Source organism: Streptomyces sp. NBC_01618 (assembly GCF_045209435.1).
In the GTDB taxonomy this organism is placed as follows: Bacteria; Actinomycetota; Actinomycetes; order Streptomycetales; family Streptomycetaceae; genus Streptomyces.
This window is the reverse complement of record NZ_CP109297.1, coordinates 3,884,833-3,900,205: the sequence shown is the minus strand read 5'-3', so window position 1 is coordinate 3,900,205 and position 15,373 is coordinate 3,884,833. Positions and strand designations below refer to the sequence as shown.

At 69.3% G+C, this 15,373-nt stretch carries 14 protein-coding genes and 1 pseudogene; 7 read left to right on the top strand and 8 right to left on the bottom strand.

Annotated elements, in window-relative coordinates:
* Window positions 1–75: 75 nt before the first annotated feature.
* The 6 genes and pseudogenes from OH735_RS18220 to paaA all read right to left on the bottom strand — a co-directional run bounded on the left by OH735_RS18220 (window position 76) and on the right by paaA (window position 5,078).
* A complete protein-coding gene (locus OH735_RS18220) occupies window positions 76–1,323 on the bottom strand; it encodes an acyl-CoA dehydrogenase family protein (protein ID WP_406382588.1) in 1,248 nt (415 codons plus the stop codon).
* A gap of 195 nt (window positions 1,324–1,518) precedes the next feature.
* Complete coding sequence (locus OH735_RS18215; protein WP_406382587.1) at window positions 1,519–2,577, bottom strand: 2Fe-2S iron-sulfur cluster-binding protein; 1,059 nt, start codon at window positions 2,575–2,577, stop codon at window positions 1,519–1,521.
* Entirely contained in the window at window positions 2,578–3,084 is a 507-nt protein-coding gene (gene paaD, locus OH735_RS18210) for a 1,2-phenylacetyl-CoA epoxidase subunit PaaD (RefSeq protein ID WP_383752071.1), read from the bottom strand.
* Window positions 3,078–3,779 (bottom strand): 1,2-phenylacetyl-CoA epoxidase subunit PaaC, encoded by a 702-nt coding sequence (paaC, locus tag OH735_RS18205; RefSeq protein WP_406382586.1) that lies wholly within the window; start codon window positions 3,777–3,779, stop codon window positions 3,078–3,080. Before paaC ends, paaD begins: the two co-directional genes overlap by 7 nt.
* On the bottom strand, window positions 3,776–4,066 hold the full coding sequence (gene paaB, locus OH735_RS18200) for a 1,2-phenylacetyl-CoA epoxidase subunit PaaB (RefSeq protein ID WP_266416914.1): 291 nt from the start codon (window positions 4,064–4,066) through the stop codon (window positions 3,776–3,778). The genes paaC and paaB overlap by 4 nt, the downstream gene beginning before the upstream one ends.
* Window positions 4,063–5,078, bottom strand: a pseudogene (gene paaA / locus OH735_RS18195) (1,2-phenylacetyl-CoA epoxidase subunit PaaA). The gene paaB and the pseudogene paaA overlap by 4 nt, the downstream one beginning before the upstream one ends.
* 114 nt (window positions 5,079–5,192) lie before the next feature.
* Here paaA and OH735_RS18190 point away from each other — a divergent pair.
* From OH735_RS18190 to OH735_RS18180, 3 genes are all read left to right on the top strand, one after another.
* Entirely contained in the window at window positions 5,193–5,954 is a 762-nt protein-coding gene (locus tag OH735_RS18190) for a DUF5819 family protein (protein WP_406382585.1), read from the top strand.
* Window positions 5,951–7,264, top strand: coding sequence for an HTTM domain-containing protein (locus tag OH735_RS18185; protein WP_406382584.1), 1,314 nt, complete (start codon window positions 5,951–5,953; stop codon window positions 7,262–7,264). Before OH735_RS18190 ends, OH735_RS18185 begins: the two co-directional genes overlap by 4 nt.
* Window positions 7,265–7,404: 140 nt before the next feature.
* Window positions 7,405–8,043: a TrmH family RNA methyltransferase gene (locus tag OH735_RS18180; protein ID WP_406386626.1), complete on the top strand. Its 639-nt coding sequence runs from the start codon at window positions 7,405–7,407 to the stop codon at window positions 8,041–8,043.
* 149 nt (window positions 8,044–8,192) lie between these two features.
* Here OH735_RS18180 and paaN read toward each other — a convergent pair whose 3' ends face one another.
* Window positions 8,193–9,893 (bottom strand): phenylacetic acid degradation protein PaaN, encoded by a 1,701-nt coding sequence (gene paaN / locus OH735_RS18175; protein ID WP_406382583.1) that lies wholly within the window; start codon window positions 9,891–9,893, stop codon window positions 8,193–8,195.
* A 123-nt stretch (window positions 9,894–10,016) separates the two neighbouring features.
* Between paaN and OH735_RS18170 the strand changes: the two genes are divergently transcribed.
* Window positions 10,017–10,610, top strand: a complete 594-nt coding sequence (locus OH735_RS18170) for a TetR/AcrR family transcriptional regulator (protein WP_406382582.1) — start codon at window positions 10,017–10,019, stop codon at window positions 10,608–10,610.
* Window positions 10,611–10,755: 145 nt separating this feature from the next.
* On the opposite strand, the gene OH735_RS18165 is transcribed toward OH735_RS18170, so the two are convergent.
* A complete protein-coding gene (locus tag OH735_RS18165) occupies window positions 10,756–11,262 on the bottom strand; it encodes an Lrp/AsnC family transcriptional regulator (RefSeq protein WP_406386625.1) in 507 nt (168 codons plus the stop codon).
* Window positions 11,263–11,526: 264 nt separating this feature from the next.
* Between OH735_RS18165 and pdhA the strand changes: the two genes are divergently transcribed.
* From pdhA to OH735_RS18150, 3 genes are read left to right on the top strand one after another with little or no spacing between them, the layout of a single operon-like run.
* Entirely contained in the window at window positions 11,527–12,681 is a 1,155-nt protein-coding gene (gene pdhA, locus OH735_RS18160) for a pyruvate dehydrogenase (acetyl-transferring) E1 component subunit alpha (RefSeq protein WP_406382581.1), read from the top strand.
* Window positions 12,678–13,709: an alpha-ketoacid dehydrogenase subunit beta gene (locus OH735_RS18155; protein WP_406382580.1), complete on the top strand. Its 1,032-nt coding sequence runs from the start codon at window positions 12,678–12,680 to the stop codon at window positions 13,707–13,709. Before pdhA ends, OH735_RS18155 begins: the two co-directional genes overlap by 4 nt.
* Entirely contained in the window at window positions 13,709–15,319 is a 1,611-nt protein-coding gene (locus OH735_RS18150; RefSeq protein ID WP_406382579.1) for a dihydrolipoamide acetyltransferase family protein, read from the top strand. Before OH735_RS18155 ends, OH735_RS18150 begins: the two co-directional genes overlap by 1 nt.
* Window positions 15,320–15,373 lie beyond the last annotated feature (54 nt).

Below are 15,373 nucleotides of genomic sequence, written 5' to 3'. Positions count from 1 at the left end.
CCCGCTTGCTGGGGCCTTCGGGTTGCTCGGCTGCTCGGTGGTTCGGACGGCGTCGGTTGAGGATCGGGCCGGGGGTCAGCCGAGGAGGTGGGCAGCCAGGAGATCGCCCAGTGCCTCCTCGTGCGCCGCGGCCGGGCCGAGGGACAGCTCTATCTGCTTCGCCCAGGCGTGGAAGCGGTGCAGCGGGTAGTCGGTGTCCGCGCCGAAGCCGCCGTGCAGATGTTGTGCGGTCTGCACGACCCGACGGACACCGTCCGACGCCCAGATCTTTGCCACGGCGATGTCGCCCTCGGGGGGCAGTGCGCAGTCGGCTCCGGTGGAGATCCGCCAGGCCGCTTGCCAGAGCGTCACTTCCATGGCCCGCAGGTCGATGTAGCGGTCCGCGGCCTGCACGGCGACGGACTGGAAGGTCGCGACCGGAAAGCCGAACTGTTCGCGTTTCCCGGTGTATTCGCTCGTCATGGCGAGCACGGCCTCGCCCAGGCCGAGCGCGAGCGCGCACGTCCCGGTGGTGAGCAGGGCGCGCAGCCACTCCCAGGCCCCGGCGGTGTCGATCAACGCGCGGCCGTCGATCCTTACCGAATCCAGCCGGACCTCGGCGAACCGCTCACCGCTGGTGGAGACCTGCTCGGCCAGGGTGACGCCTTCGTGGGCGGGCCGGATCAGGGCGAGAACGGCCCGGCCCTCCCCCGTGTGGGCGGGAATCGCGATCCAGTCCGCGGCCTGCGCCCAGGGCACCCCCGACTGCACCCCGTCGAGTACCCAGCCCGCCGCGCCACCATCGGCATCGCCGGCCGCATCGCCGGTCGCATCGCCAAGAGTTTCGTCAGGAACCTCGTCAGGGCCTCTGCGGGATGCCGCACCGGGCCGGTCGCTCCTCATGGGGACTTCGCGGTGCGCAGTGACGGCGAGCTCGGCCGGGTCGTGGCCGGAGCGGCCGTTGGCCCCGACGGTGAGGACCAGCTCGCCGCGGCCGACGAGGGGAAGCAACTCGGCCGCCAGCCCCGGGTCGCCGTAGCGCTGGAGCGCCATCGCGACCGCGCACGTCTCCAGCAACGGCACCCGCGCAAGCACCTTGGCGGACTCGCGCAGCACCAGACAGAGCGCGACGAGATCGAGCCCCGCCCCGCCGTGCTCCGGGGACAGCGTCAGGCCCAGCAGGTCGCCTGCGGCGAGCCCGGCCCACAGGGGCCGGTCGATGTCCTCGGCCACCGCGCCCGGCACGAGAGCCGGGCTGGGAACCCCGTCGGGTGCTACGCCCGAGAAGGCCGCTCTCGCCGCCTCGGTGGCTGCCTGCTGTTCCTCGGTGAAGGTGAAGTCCACTGCCCTGGCCTCCCGCGAACTGCTGCTCCCATAACCAGATCTGACGGAGCGTCAAGATAGAACAGGTTCTATGAGAAGGGAACAGGAGGAGGCCGGGACGAGGCCAGGATGAGGTGTGGAGGCTGGGAGGCGGGGAGATGGGGTGAGGTCGGCGAGGTCGGCGAGGTCGGCGAGGTCGGTGACGTCGGTCGGCGGTCAACGGTCGAAGTCGAGTTCCACTTCCGGAGTGACCGGATGCGACTGGCACGCCAGCACATAGCCCGCGCCCGTCTCTTCGGGTTCCAGTGCGAAGTTGCGGTCCATTCGCACTTCGCCCGAGACCAGGAACGCCCGACAGGTCCCGCACACGCCGCCCTTGCAGGCGTACGGTGCGTCGGAGCGGCTGCGCAGCACGGTCTCCAGCAGCGATTCGCCATCATCTACCGGCCAGGTGCCGGAGCGGCCGTCGAGGGTCGCGGTGAGTCTGCTGTGAGCAGGCGTTTCGGCCCAGGGGCGGGCAGGTGCGTTCGGGCCGTCGTCGACGTGGAAGATCTCCTGGTGGATACGGGTGCGGTCGACGCCCAGGCCATGCAGCGCGCCTTCGGCTGCCTGCACCAGTCCGAACGGCCCGCACAGATACCAGCCGTCCACCTTTGCGACCGGAAGCAGCGCGGGCAGCAGGTCGGTGAGCCGCTCCTGGTCCAGCCGGCCGGACGGAAGGCCCGCCTGCTGCTCCTCCCGGGAGAGCGCCGTGACCAGTTGAAACCGGTCCGGGTAGCGGTCCTTGAGGTCGGCGACCTCGTCCAGGAACATCGTCGAGACCGCCGTCCGGTCGCTGCGGATCAGACAGAAACTGGCGTCGGGCTCGCGCGCCAGCAGTGTCGCCGCGATCGACAGCACAGGGGTGATCCCGCTACCCCCGACGACCGCCGCGAAACGTCCCGCGCGGGGCGTGAGTACGAAGCGGCCCATCGGGGGCATCGCCTCGACCAGGTCACCGACGGCGAGTTCCTTCAGTGCGTACGTGGAGAACGCGCCGCCGTCGACGAGCCGAATGCCCACGCGCAGCACCGGATCGGCCGGTTCCGCGGTGGCCGGGGAGCAGATCGAGTACGAGCGGCGGATCTCTTCGCCATCGACGGTGTAGCGCACGTTGAGGTGCTGACCGGGTTCATGGCGGAAGGTCTCGCGCAACTCGGGCGGGACGGTGAGGGTGACGGCCACCGAATCGTCCGTGAGCCGTTCGATCGCGCGGACCCGGAGCGGATGGAACATCTACAACTCCTTGAAGTGGTCGAACGGTTCGCGACATGTCACACACCGGCGCAGCGCCTTGCAGGCGGTGGAGGAGAACCTGCTCAGCAGTTCCGTATCGGTCGAGCCGCAGTGCGGGCAGCGCACCGAGAGCGTGAGCGGCACCGGGCCGCCTGCGGGGGCCGTGGCATCGTGCGGGCGCGGGGGTGCGATGCCGAACTCGGCCAGCTTGCGCCGTCCTTCCGCACTGATGTCGTCCGTCGACCAGGCCGGCGAGAGCACGGTGACCACGGAAACCTCCGGTATGCCGTGGTCATGCAGGACCCGCTCGATGTCGGAGCACATGGCCTCGATCGCCGGGCAGCCGGTGTAGGTCGGGGTGAGGCGCACGGTGACCTTGCCGGGCGCGAGTACGTCCACACCCCGGAGCACTCCCAGCTCGTCCAGGGTCAGCACGGGCAGTTCGGGATCGGGCACAGAGCCTGCGAGCCGGTACAGCTCCTCCTTCAGGAGGGTCTCGGTCACCATGACGCCCCCGGGTGGCTGCGATGCAGATGCTGCATCTCCGCGATCATCCGGCCGAAGGGTTCGGTGTGGATGCCCTGGCGGCCCGCGCCCGCCGTCCACGCTCCGGACTGCGGACCGGTCGGAACGGTCAGCGTGGACTTCTCCAGCACCGCGGTGACGGTCTCCAGCCAGCCGTTGTGCAGCGACTGCCAGTCGATCTCCACACCCTCGACGGGCTGGAACAGCTCTCCGGTGAACCGCCACAGGGCGTCCACCGCGCGCTGCATCCGCTCATGGCTCTCGTCCGTGCCGTCGCCGAGTCGCAGCGTCCAGTGCTCCGCGTGGTCCTGGTGGTAAGCGACCTCCTTGACCGCCTTCGCCGCCAGCCCGGCGAACCGGCTCTCACCGGCCGCCAGCTGTTCGTACAGGGGGCGCTGGTAGGCGGAGAAGTAGAGCTGGCGGGCGATGGTGTGGGCGAAGTCGCCGTTCGGCTGCTCGACCAGCTGGACGTTGCGGAATGCGCGTTCCTCGCGCAGGTACGCCAGCTCGTCCTCGTCCCCGGCGAGGGAGAGCAGCACCCGGGCCTGTCCCAGCAGGTCCAGCGCGATGTTGGCCAGGGCCACTTCCTCTTCCAGTACGGGGGCGTGGCCGGCCCACTCCCCCAGCCGGTGCGAGAGCACCAGCGCGTCGTCGCCCAGGGCGAGGGCCGCGTTCACAGGTGCTTCACTCCCTCCGGGATCTCGTAGAACGTCGGGTGCCGATACGGCTTGTCACCGGCCGGCTCGAAGAAGGAGTCCTTCTCGTCCGGCGAGGAGGCCGTGACCTGTGTGGACGGGACCACCCAGATGGAGACGCCCTCGGAGCGGCGTGTGTACAGATCGCGCGCGTTGCGCAGGGCCATTTCCGCGTCCGGGGCGTGCAGGCTGCCCGCGTGGGTGTGGGACAGCCCGCGGCGCGAACGCACGAACACCTCCCACAGCGGCCATTCGGTCGAGCTGCTCATGCTGTCGCCTCCTCGTTCCGTATCGCGTTCCGTACTTCTGTGTGCTTCTCCGCGTACGCGACTGCCGCGTCCCGGACCCAGGAGCCCTCCTCGTGCGCCCGCCGGCGCTGGGTGAGGCGCTGCTCGTTGCACGGGCCGTTGCCCTTGAGGACTTCCTGGAACTCCTTCCAGTCGATCTCCCCGAAGTCGTGATGTCCACGCTCCTCGTTCCACCGGAGATCCGGGTCCGGAAGGGTGAGTCCCAGTGCTTCGGCCTGGGGGACGCAGATGTCCACGAAGCGCTGCCGCAGCTCGTCGTTGGAGTGCCGCTTGATCTTCCAGGCCATCGACTTCGCCGAGTGGGCCGATGCGTCGTCCGGCGGGCCGAACATCATCAGGGACGGCCACCACCAGCGGTTCACCGCGTCCTGAGCCATCTCGTGCTGCGCCGGGGTGCCGCGGCTGAGGGTGAGCAGCAGCTCGTACCCCTGACGCTGGTGGAAGGACTCCTCCTTGCAGATGCGGACCATCGCCCGGGCGTACGGGCCGTAGGAGCAGCGGCAGAGCGGCACCTGGTTGGTGATCGCGGCGCCGTCCACGAGCCAGCCGATCGCGCCGACGTCCGCCCAGGTCAGCGTCGGGTAATTGAAGATCGATGAATATCTCTGGCGGCCCGCGTGGAGTTTGTCGAGTAATTCCTCACGGCCGGTGCCGAGGGTCTCCGCAGCGCTGTACAGATAGAGCCCGTGCCCGGCCTCGTCCTGACCTTGGCCATCAGGATCGCCTTGCGGCGCAGCGAGGGCGCTCGCGAGATCCAGTTGGCCTCCGGTTGCATGCCGATGATTTCGGAGTGGGCGTGCTGGGCCATTTGCCTGACCAGCGAGGCGCGGTACGCATCCGGCATCCAGTCGCGCGGCTCGATGCGCTCGTCCGCCGCCACCGCGGCGTCGAAGGCCGACGCCAGTGCTTCGTCTGCCCCTTCGGGCCCGCCTGTTCCCGCCCGCGCCGCTTGGTCCGCAGTCACTGCCGTCATCCCGGACTCCCTACCGACCGATCGTTCGGTTCATTGCCTTCAATGGTGAGTCGGTGGCCCGTAGGGTGTCAACCCTGTGGATAACTGACCGGGGATCGACGGGGACGGGGCGGGATGGATTCGTACGACGACAGGGGAGTCGGAGGCGGGAACGGGAGCGCCGGGCCAGGGCCGGGGCAGGGCGAGGACACGCCGTCCGGCGGCGGCCGGGAGCCGGGTTCAGGTCCCTGTGGCGGCATAGTCGCCCTGTCCCTTCCCTACCAGATCGTTGCCGCGATCGCACTGTCCGTCATCGGGCTGGTCGCATGCGGCCAGCTGGCCATGGTGTTTCTGCATGTCGCGCCCTCCAACACGCTGACCAAGCAGCACGGCCAGGCGGTCGACGACTGGATCTATCCGGAGTTCGAACAGAACTGGAAGCTCTTCGCTCCGAACCCGCTCCAGCAGAACGTGGCCGTTCACGTACGCGCCGAGATAGCCGGCGCCGACGGCCGCCGCACCACCCCCTGGATGAGTCTTTCCGGTGAGGACGGCAAGGCGATACGCGGCAATCTTTTCCCCAGCCACATCCATCAGAACGAGCTGCGCCGCAGCTGGGACTTCTACGTCAGTTCCCACGACAACGAGAACCGGGCGAACGGCCTGCGCGGTCAGCTCTCCGAGCGCTACATCCGCCGCATCGCGATGCTGCGCCTCGGTGAGCACGACTACGGCGGCACCATCGAGCGCATCCAGATCCGATCCGAGGTGCGGTCCGTCGCGGCCCCCGGCTGGAGCGAGGAAAGGATCAGCACGAAGCCGTCCTACCGGGTGCTGCCGTGGTGGACCGTAACCCCCGCCGATCTTCCCGACGGCGCCAAGGGGGTGGACAAGTGAGTACGTCCACTGTCGATCGCAAGCTCGCCCGCGGCATCCAGCGCATCACCTCCTCGGCGCTCGGCCCGTACCAGAGCGCCGTCATCCGGATCGGTTTCGCCACCACCTACCTGCTGTTCCTGCTGCGCGAACTGCCACACCGCCACGAGATGTACGGTCCCGACGCCCCATGGCGCTGGGACATGGCGCAGCAACTCATATCCGGCAATCGAGCCTTCAGCATGCTCATGTGGTCGGACAGCACGGTCTGGTTCGAGGTCGTGTACGCGGTGGCCCTGCTCTCCGCCGTGCTGCTCATGGTCGGCTGGCACACCCGCGCCACGTCGGTCCTCTTCATGGTCGGTGTGCTCTCCCTGCAGAACCGCAGCATCTTCATGGGTGACGGCGGCGACAACGTCATCCACCTGATGGCGATCTATCTCGTGCTGACGCGTTGCGGGCAGGTTTGGTCGTTGGATGCCCGGCGTGCTGCTCGTGCGGGCCGTCCGGGGCAGGCGGGCCGTGTGGGCTGCACCCCGGTCCTGCAGGCTGATGCCGATGTGGATGTGGATGTGGAAGCGGACGTCGACGGTCCTCGGCGTTCGGCGCGGGGGGATGTGGTCGGTCCGGTTCTCTGGGTGGTGCTCGGCCTGGTTCTGATGGTGGCCACCGTGACAGACGGTCTCGGCGGCACCTCGTGGCTGCCGGTTCTCTTCTGGTTTCTCTGGGTCGGCCACGGTGCCTGGTGGGTCGTGAATCGTCGCGCGCCGGAGAGTGAAGCGCGCACCCTGCTCGATGTCATCGCCAACCTTGCCCACAACGCGACCCTCGTCGTGATCGCGGCCGAGGTCTGTGTGATCTACGCGACGGCAGGGTGGTACAAGATTCAGGGATCGCGGTGGCAGGACGGCACGGCGCTGTACTACCCGCTCAAGCTCGATTACTTCACGCCGTGGCCAGGACTGTCGGACATCCTCGCGTCCAGCGGTGTGATGGTGATGCTGCTGACATACGGCACGGTCATCGTTCAGGTCGCCTTCCCCTTCACCCTGTTCAACCGGCGGGTCAAGAATGTCCTGCTCATCGCCATGATGTGCGAGCACGTCGGCATCGCGTTGCTGCTTGGACTGCCCTTCTTCTCGATGGCGATGATCGCCGCCGACTCCGTCTTCCTGCCGACTGTGTTCCTGGTGTGGCTCGGCGGCCGTGTGACCCTCGGGCGGGAGCTGCTGTTCTCGCGCAGGGGCAAGGTGCCGGGGCCGCGGCGTGCCGCAGACGACGAGGAGGCCCCGCAGCGCAGTGACGACGGGGGCCATACGCTCGTCGGGTGAGTAGTGAGAGCGGCAGCAGCATCGGCGGCATTGGTGGCACCGGCAGTACCGGCGGCAAATTGCCGATCGAGGGGTCCCCGGGACTTGAACCGTCCGTCGCTTCCGTACCGGCGGCAGAACCCGGTCCGGCCGAGGAACCAATGCAGTACGACGACGGGTTCGGCACGGAGATCGGCGTGGGGCCGCATCCGCTGCCCTGGCCCGTGGACGAGCGGTACGACCCCGAGCTGCTCGCTCATGGCGACCGGCGCAACGTGGGTGACGCCTACCGGTACTGGACGCGGGAAGCTATCGTCGCCGATCTTGATCTGCGGCGGCACGACTTCCACGTGGCGGTTGAGAACTGGGGCCACGACTTCAATATCGGCTCCGTGGTGCGTACCGCGAACGCCTTCCTCGCCAAGGAGATCCACATCGTGGGGCGGCGGCGCTGGAACCGGCGCGGTGCGATGGTCACCGACCGGTACCAGCATGTGCGGCACCACCCCGACACGGAGTCGCTGACCGCGTGGGCGGCGGCGGAGGGCCTGCCGATCATCGGGATCGACAATCTGCCGGGCGCGGTGCCTCTGGAGCGGACGGAGCTGCCGCGGCGGTGTGTGCTGCTCTTCGGGCAGGAGGGGCCCGGGCTGACGGAAGAGGCTCGCAAGCACGCGGCGATGGTGTGCTCCATCGCGCAGTTCGGGTCGACGCGGTCGATCAACGCGGGGGCCGCGGCTGCGATTGCCATGCACGCGTGGGTGCAGCGGTATGCGGACATTCCGGGGGCAGCGCGGTAGACGCGGCCGCCGGCGGGGGCCGTGCCCCGGGGCTCCGCCCCCGTACCCCCGCTCCTCAAACGCGGGAGAGCCGGCAGGAATCCCGAGAGGGGCGGGGGTACGGGCGGACGGGTCCGTGAGGAGCGGGGAACGGGAGAGCGAGGCGGGGGTTATGCCTGGCGGCGGACTTCCACTGTGCGGAAGCGGTTTGCCACGAACGCTCCGTCGCACAGGGCCGCGTTCGCTGCCGGGTTGCCGCCCGAGCCGTGGAAGTCGGAGAACGCCGCGGTCTGGTTGACGTATACCCCGCCGGTCAGGTTCAGCGAGAGCTGGGCCGACTCCTCCAGACAGACATCCTCCACCGCACGCTCCACCTCCGGTGAGGTGGTGTACGCGCCGACCGTCATCGTGCCCTTGTCGCGGATCGTGCGGCGGAGCAGCTCCACGGCGTCGGCCGTCGAGTCGACCGCTACGGCGAAGGAGACCGGCCCGAAGCACTCCGACAGGAAGTGGTCCGCGTCGTCCGGCTTGGTGCCGTCCAGTTTGACGACGACGGGGGTGCGGACCACGGCGTCGGGGAATTCCGGGTTGGCCACCTCGCGCGAGGGCAGGGCGACTTCACCCAGCTCCGCTGCCGCCTCCAGACGGGCCTTCACATCGGGGTTGACCAGGGCACCGAGCAGTGCGTTCGCCCGGGCGTCGTCGCCCAGCAGTCCGTTCACCGCAGCGGCGATGTCGTCGACGACTTCGTCGTACGACTTGTTGCCGTCGTCGGTCGTGATGCCGTCGCGGGGGATCAGCAGGTTCTGCGGAGTGGTGCACATCTGGCCGCTGTACAGAGAGAGGGAGAATGCCAGGTTGGCAAGCATCCCTCGGTAATTGTCCGTGGAATCGAGGATGATGCTGTTGACTCCGGCCTTCTCCGTGTACACCTGGGCCTGGCGGGCGTTGGTCTCCAGCCAGTCGCCGAAGGCGGTGGATCCGGTGTAGTCGATGATCTTGATCTCCGGGCGCACCGCGAGAGACTTCGCGATGCCCTCGCCCGGTCGCTCGACGGCCAGGGCGATCAGGTTGGCGTCGAAGCCCGCCTCGACGAGCACGTCGCGCGCCAGCTGCACCGTGAGCGCGAGCGGAAGCACGGCGCGCGGGTGCGGCTTGACCAGTACGGGATTGCCGGTGGCCAAGGAGGCGAAGAGGCCCGGATAGCCGTTCCACGTGGGAAACGTGTTGCAGCCGATCAGGAGCGAGATACCGCGGGGCGCCGCGGTGAACGACTTGTGCAGCTGGAGCGGGTCGCGCTTGCCCTGCGGCTTGGACCAGTCGGCGCTCTGCGGGGTACGGATCTGCTCCGCGTACGCGTACGCCACGGCTTCCAGGCCGCGGTCCTGGGCGTGCGGGCCGCCCGCCTGGAACGCCATCATGAAGGCCTGGCCGCTGGTGTGCATCACCGCGTGGCCGAACTCATGGGTCCTGGCGCTGATCCGCGCGAGGATCTCCAGACAGACCAGGGCCCTGGTCTCGGGGCCCGCCGCACGCCAGGCGGCCATGCCTGCACGCATCGCCGGCAGCAGGACATCCAGGTCGGCGTGCGGATATTCGACGCCGAGCTCCGGCCCGTACGGAGAGATCTCTCCGCCCGTCCAGCCGTCGGTGCCCGGCTGGCCGAGGTCGAGCCGGGTGTGCAGCACGGCGTCGAACGCGGCCTTGCCCTCGGCGGCGCTCAGGCTGCCGGGGGCGCCGCCCTCGCCGTATGCCTTCGGATGCTCAGGATGCGGAGACCAGTAGGCGCGCGTACGGATCGCGTCGAGGGCTTGGTCGAGCGCGGGGCGGTGCTTCTCGGACAACAGGTGCGGGGAGAGCTCGGCGGCCATGACGGACCAACTCCTCAACGAGCTGGGCAGGGACGGGTGGACAGAGTTAGAGTAACCGAACGATCGGTCGGGACAAGGGGGCCCGTCAAACCTGTGGACAACTCGTAGGGGAGGATCTCGGACATGACCACGGCCAAGCGGGATACGTACACTCCGGAGACTCTGCTCACCGTCGCTGTCCGTGTTTTCAACGAGCGCGGCTACGACGGCACGTCCATGGAGCATCTCTCCCGGGCTGCGGGCATCTCCAAGTCGTCCATCTACCACCATGTCGCGGGCAAGGAGGAGCTGCTCCGCCGTGCGGTGAGCCGGGCGCTGGACGGACTCTTCGGCATTCTCGACGAGCCGGGGGCGACGCAGGGGCGTGCGATCGCGCGGGTCGAGTACGTCACCCGTCGCACCGTCGATGTGCTGATAGCCGAACTGCCCTACGTCACGCTGCTGCTCCGCGTGCGGGGCAACACGAAGACCGAGCGCTGGGCCATGGAACGACGGCGCGAGTTCGACCACCGGGTGACCGATCTCCTCAGGGCAGCGGTCGCGGACGGCGATCTCCGCTCCGACGTGGACATACGGCTGGTGACGCGGCTGCTCTTCGGGATGGTCAACTCGCTGGTGGAGTGGTACCGGCCGCAGCCGGACGGCGGCGTCGACGGGGAGCGGCTGGCGGACACGCTCGTCCTGGTGGCCTTCGAGGGGATGCGGTCCAGCCGTTGAGCGGATCCCCGCTGAGCTGAAATGTTGACGAGTGGACCGGGCCTGGGCCACTGCGCCTTCGGCGTGACCGCTGCCTCGGGCGGTGTGAAGGGGGTGGGGAGCTCCGTCTCCGGCTCGGAGTCCGTATTCCGTCCGCTTCATCCCGTTACGTGAGCTCGGGGGGTCTGGCCGGGCCCGTGGCCAGGTCTGTCTCCTCGAACACCAGGAGTGTGCGGGTGGAGAGCACCTCCGGGATGGCCTGGATCCTGGTCAGGACCAGTTCGCGCAGCGACCGGTTGTCCGGGGTGTGCACCAGCAGCAGAACATCGAAGTCGCCGCTGACGAGCGCGATGTGAGTGGCCCCGGGCAGCGCCTGGAGCTGCTCGCGCACGGTGCGCCAGGAATTTTGGACGATCTTGAGCGTGACGTACGCGGAGGCACCCTGCCCCGCCCGCTCATGATTCACGCGCGCGCTGAAACCGCGGATCACGCCGTCGTCGATGAGCCGGTTGATCCGGGCGTACGCGTTGGCGCGGGAGACATGGACGCGATCGGCCACCGACCGTATCGAGGCGCGGCCGTCCGTCTGGAGCAATCGCAGGATGTCGCGGTCGACGGCGTCCAGCGGGCGCGCGGGCGGAATCTGGCCGGGTTCCTCGCCCCCGTCGGCCATTTGTTTAGCTGACATGTGCCCGCGCCTCCCTGTCCTGGACGACCTGCCCCTATCCCAGGCTGTGGAGAACCGTTTGTCCACAGGCTGAAGGCGCCTGTAGCCAAAATGCGCTCGCGACCGAACAATCGGTAGGTGAGGCACGGCACATCCGGGCCTCGGACAGCGCTCGATATTTCGATGTATTTCGACACCCCTCGGCATCGGTCGATCCCCCGATGCCGACAGACGCCGCTCGAAACCCCTCGATGCCAGGAGGTGCTTGTCATGACGGTCCAAGAGCTGCCCGGCGCGGCCGCTTACCGGCCCACGCCGCCCCCGGCCTGGAAGCCGCTCACCGATCCCGCGCCGCTGCTCCCGGACCCCGAGCCGTATCGCGTGCTCGGTACGGACGCCGTGGCCGATGCCGACCCCGCGTTGTTGCTGCGGCTCTACGCGGAGCTGGTGCGCGGCCGACGGTACAACGCACAGGCCACCGCTCTCACCAAGCAGGGACGGCTCGCTGTCTACCCGTCGAGCACAGGACAGGAGGCCTGCGAGATAGCGGCCGCACTGGTGCTGGAGGAGCGGGACTGGCTGTTTCCCAGCTACCGCGACACGCTGGCGGCCGTGGCGCGCGGCCTGGACCCGGTCGAGGCGCTGACGCTGCTGCGCGGCGACCGGCACACCGGTTACGACCCGCGCGAACACCGTATCGCCCCGCTCTGCACGCCCCTCGCCACTCAGCTGCCGCACGCCGTGGGCCTCGCACACGCGGCGCGGCTCAAGGGCGACGACGTGGTGGCACTGGCCATGGTCGGTGACGGCGGTACCAGCGAGGGCGATTTCCACGAGGCGCTGAATTTCGCGGCCGTCTGGCGGGCCCCGGTCGTCTTCCTCGTGCAGAACAACGGCTTCGCGATCTCCGTGCCGCTGGCGAAGCAGACCGCGGCTCCGTCCCTGGCGCACAAGGCCGTGGGATACGGGATGCCGGGCCGGCTGGTGGACGGCAATGACGCGGCCGCCGTGTACCAGGTCCTCGGTGAGGCGGTGGCACGGGCCCGGAGCGGTGGCGGGCCGACGCTCGTCGAAGCGGTGACGTACCGCATGGACGCCCATACGAACGCCGACGACGCCACGCGCTACCGCGTTGACAGCGAAGTGGAGGCGTGGCGTGCGCACGATCCGATCCAGCTCCTGGAGCGGGAGCTGACCGGACGGGGGCTGCTCGGTGACGACGGGATCGAGGACGCGCGCGCGGACGCGGAGCGGATGGCGGCAGCTCTGCGGGAGCGGATGAACGCCGATCCGGTGCTCGAACCGATGGATCTCTTCGCCCATGTCTTCGCGGAACAGACCACCCAACTGCGGGAGCAGGCAGCCCGCTTGCGTGTCGAGCTGGAGGCCGAGCACGACCACAACGACTCGGAGGGCGGGCGATGACCACCGCAGCGGCGCCGTCCGGAGAGCGGACGGCGAAGGCCAAGCCGGCCACCATGGCGCAGGCGCTCGGGCGAGCGCTGCGCGACTCGATGGCCGAGGATCCGACGGTGCACGTCCTCGGCGAGGATGTCGGCACGCTCGGTGGGGTCTTCCGGATCACCGACGGCCTGGCGAAGGAATTCGGCGAGGACCGTTGCACGGACACCCCGCTGGCCGAGGCGGGCATCCTCGGCACTGCCGTCGGTATGGCGATGTACGGGCTGCGGCCCGTGGTGGAGATGCAGTTCGACGCCTTTGCCTATCCGGCGTTCGAGCAGCTCATCAGCCATGTCGCCAAGATGCGGAACCGGACGGCCGGCGCCATGCCGTTGCCGATCACGGTCCGGGTGCCGTACGGCGGCGGGATCGGCGGGGTCGAGCACCACAGCGACTCCTCGGAGGCGTACTACATGGCGACGCCCGGCCTCCACGTCGTCACGCCCGCCACGGTCGAGGACGCGTACGGGCTGCTGAGGGCCTCGATCGCCTCCGACGACCCGGTGGTCTTCCTGGAACCCAAGCGGCTCTACTGGTCGAAGGCGGACTGGTCGCCCGAGGCGCCGGTGGCCGTGGAACCGATCGGACGGGCAGTCGTCCGCCGGACCGGGCGCAGCGCGACGCTGATCACGTACGGGCCGTCATTGCCGGTCTGTATGGAGGCCGCGGAGGCGGCCGTGGCAGAGGGCTGGGATCTCGAGGTCGTCGATCTGCGCTCATTGGTCCCGTTCGACGACGAGACCGTCGCCGCTTCCGTGCGGCGTACGGGGCGCGCGGTCGTCGTCCATGAGTCCTCCGGTTTCGGCGGTCCGGGCGGTGAGATAGCGGCCCGGGTCACCGAGCGCTGCTTCCACCACCTGGAGGCGCCGGTGCTGAGGGTCGCCGGGTTCGACATTCCGTATCCGCCGCCGATGCAGGAGCGGCACCATCTGCCGGGCGTGGACCGGGTGCTCGACGCGGTCGCCCGCTTGCAGTGGGAGGCGGAGAGCTGATGCCACAGGTACTCGAATTCAAACTGCCGGACCTCGGCGAGGGGCTCACCGAGGCGGAGATCGTGCGCTGGCTGGTCGAGGTCGGAGATGTCGTCGCCATCGACCAGCCGGTCGTCGAGGTCGAGACGGCCAAGGCGATGGTGGAGGTGCCGTGCCCTTACGGGGGCGTGGTGACCGCGCGGTTCGGCGAGGAGGGCACGGAACTTCCGGTTGGGGCACCGTTGTTGACGGTGGCTGTGGGGTCCGAGGGGGGCTTGGGGTCTCCGGGGGCCGTGGGGGCTGCGGGATTGGTGGGCTCGGGGGCAGGGGCAGGGGCAGGGGCAGGGGCCGGGGCAGGGGCTGGGGCCGTGGTGTCGGCCGGGGGGTCCGGGGCGGGTTCCGGGGCCGGAGACCCGGTCGGGACCAGGTCCGGGGACCGGTCTCGTGAGGTGGAGTCGTCCGGCAATGTGTTGGTCGGGTACGGGACGGGTGCGCCGGCGGCACGCCGTCGACGGGTCCGGCCCGAGGCGGTGGCGGCGCATGCTGCCGCACACATGACGGCTGCGGTTGCGGCATCTGCTTCTGTTCCGGACGCGGCGCAGGGTCCGGTGGCCGTTGTCTCCCCGCTCGTACGGAAGCTGGCGCGGCAGCATGACCTCGATCTGCGTCAGCTGGTGGGCTCCGGGCCGGACGGGTTGATCATGCGCGCCGATGTCGAGTCCGCGATCAGGGCACTGGCAGAGAGGACGGCGGCTCCTTCGCCGGACGCGGTCTCGGTGCCCGTGTCGGAGCCGGTGCCGGTGCCGGTGTCGGGATCGGGGCTGGTGGCGGAGTCGGCTTCGGTGTCCGAGCCGGGGCAGGAGAGTCTTCTGGTATCGACGTCGCTGCCTCCGGTGGGGCCGTCGGTGTCGTCGAGGGCCACGGGTCGGGCCGTGGAGCGTATTCCGTTGCGCGGTGTACGGGGCGCGGTCGCCGACAAGCTGGCGCGCAGTCGGCGGGAGATCCCCGATGCGACGTGCTGGGTCGACGCCGATGCCACCGAGCTGATGGCAGCCAGATCCGCGATGAACAGCGCCGGTGGTACGGCCGCCGGGCCCAAGGTGTCGGTGCTCGCTCTGCTGGCGCGTATCTGCACTGCCGCGCTGGCCCGGTTCCCCGAGCTCAACGCCACGGTGGATCCGCAAGCGCGGGAGATAGTGCGGCTGCCGGAGGTCCATCTCGGGTTCGCGGCGCAGACCGATCGGGGCCTCGTCGTCCCCGTAGTGCGGGATGCGCAGGCCCGGAACGCGGAGTCGATCGGGGCCGAGATCGCCCGGCTGACCGAGGCGGCGCGGACGGGGAGGCTGACTCCGGCAGAGCTGACCGGCGGCACGTTCACGCTGAACAACTACGGGGTGTTCGGGGTCGACGGTTCGACCCCGATCATCAACCACCCGGAGGCGGCGATGCTGGGCGTCGGCCGGATCGTGCCCAAGCCATGGGTGCACGAAGGCGAGCTGGCCGTACGCCAGGTCGTCCAGCTCTCGCTGACCTTCGACCACCGGGTCTGCGACGGCGGTACGGCGGGAGGATTCCTGCGCTACGTGGCCGACTGTGTGGAACAACCGGCGGTGCTCCTGCGCACGTTGTAGGCGGATTCGGCTGCGGTTCCCCGTTTCTTCCCTCGCGGATCTGCCGGATCGCGG

Excerpts from the sequence above, each read along its gene's own strand:
- paaN (WP_406382583.1), bottom strand. The coding sequence starts at position 9,893 with ATGGCCGCCGAGCTCTCCCCGCACCTGTTGTCCGAGAAGCACCGCCCC.
- pdhA (WP_406382581.1), top strand. The coding sequence starts at position 11,527 with ATGACGGTCCAAGAGCTGCCCGGCGCGGCCGCTTACCGGCCCACGCCG.
- OH735_RS18215 (WP_406382587.1), bottom strand. The coding sequence starts at position 2,577 with ATGTTCCATCCGCTCCGGGTCCGCGCGATCGAACGGCTCACGGACGAT.
- OH735_RS18155 (WP_406382580.1), top strand. The coding sequence starts at position 12,678 with ATGACCACCGCAGCGGCGCCGTCCGGAGAGCGGACGGCGAAGGCCAAG.
- OH735_RS18165 (WP_406386625.1), bottom strand. The coding sequence starts at position 11,262 with ATGGCCGACGGGGGCGAGGAACCCGGCCAGATTCCGCCCGCGCGCCCG.
- paaD (WP_383752071.1), bottom strand. The coding sequence starts at position 3,084 with ATGGTGACCGAGACCCTCCTGAAGGAGGAGCTGTACCGGCTCGCAGGC.
- OH735_RS18180 (WP_406386626.1), top strand. The coding sequence starts at position 7,405 with ATGCAGTACGACGACGGGTTCGGCACGGAGATCGGCGTGGGGCCGCAT.
- OH735_RS18150 (WP_406382579.1), top strand. The coding sequence starts at position 13,709 with ATGCCACAGGTACTCGAATTCAAACTGCCGGACCTCGGCGAGGGGCTC.
- paaB (WP_266416914.1), bottom strand. The coding sequence starts at position 4,066 with ATGAGCAGCTCGACCGAATGGCCGCTGTGGGAGGTGTTCGTGCGTTCG.
- OH735_RS18190 (WP_406382585.1), top strand. The coding sequence starts at position 5,193 with ATGGATTCGTACGACGACAGGGGAGTCGGAGGCGGGAACGGGAGCGCC.
- OH735_RS18170 (WP_406382582.1), top strand. The coding sequence starts at position 10,017 with ATGACCACGGCCAAGCGGGATACGTACACTCCGGAGACTCTGCTCACC.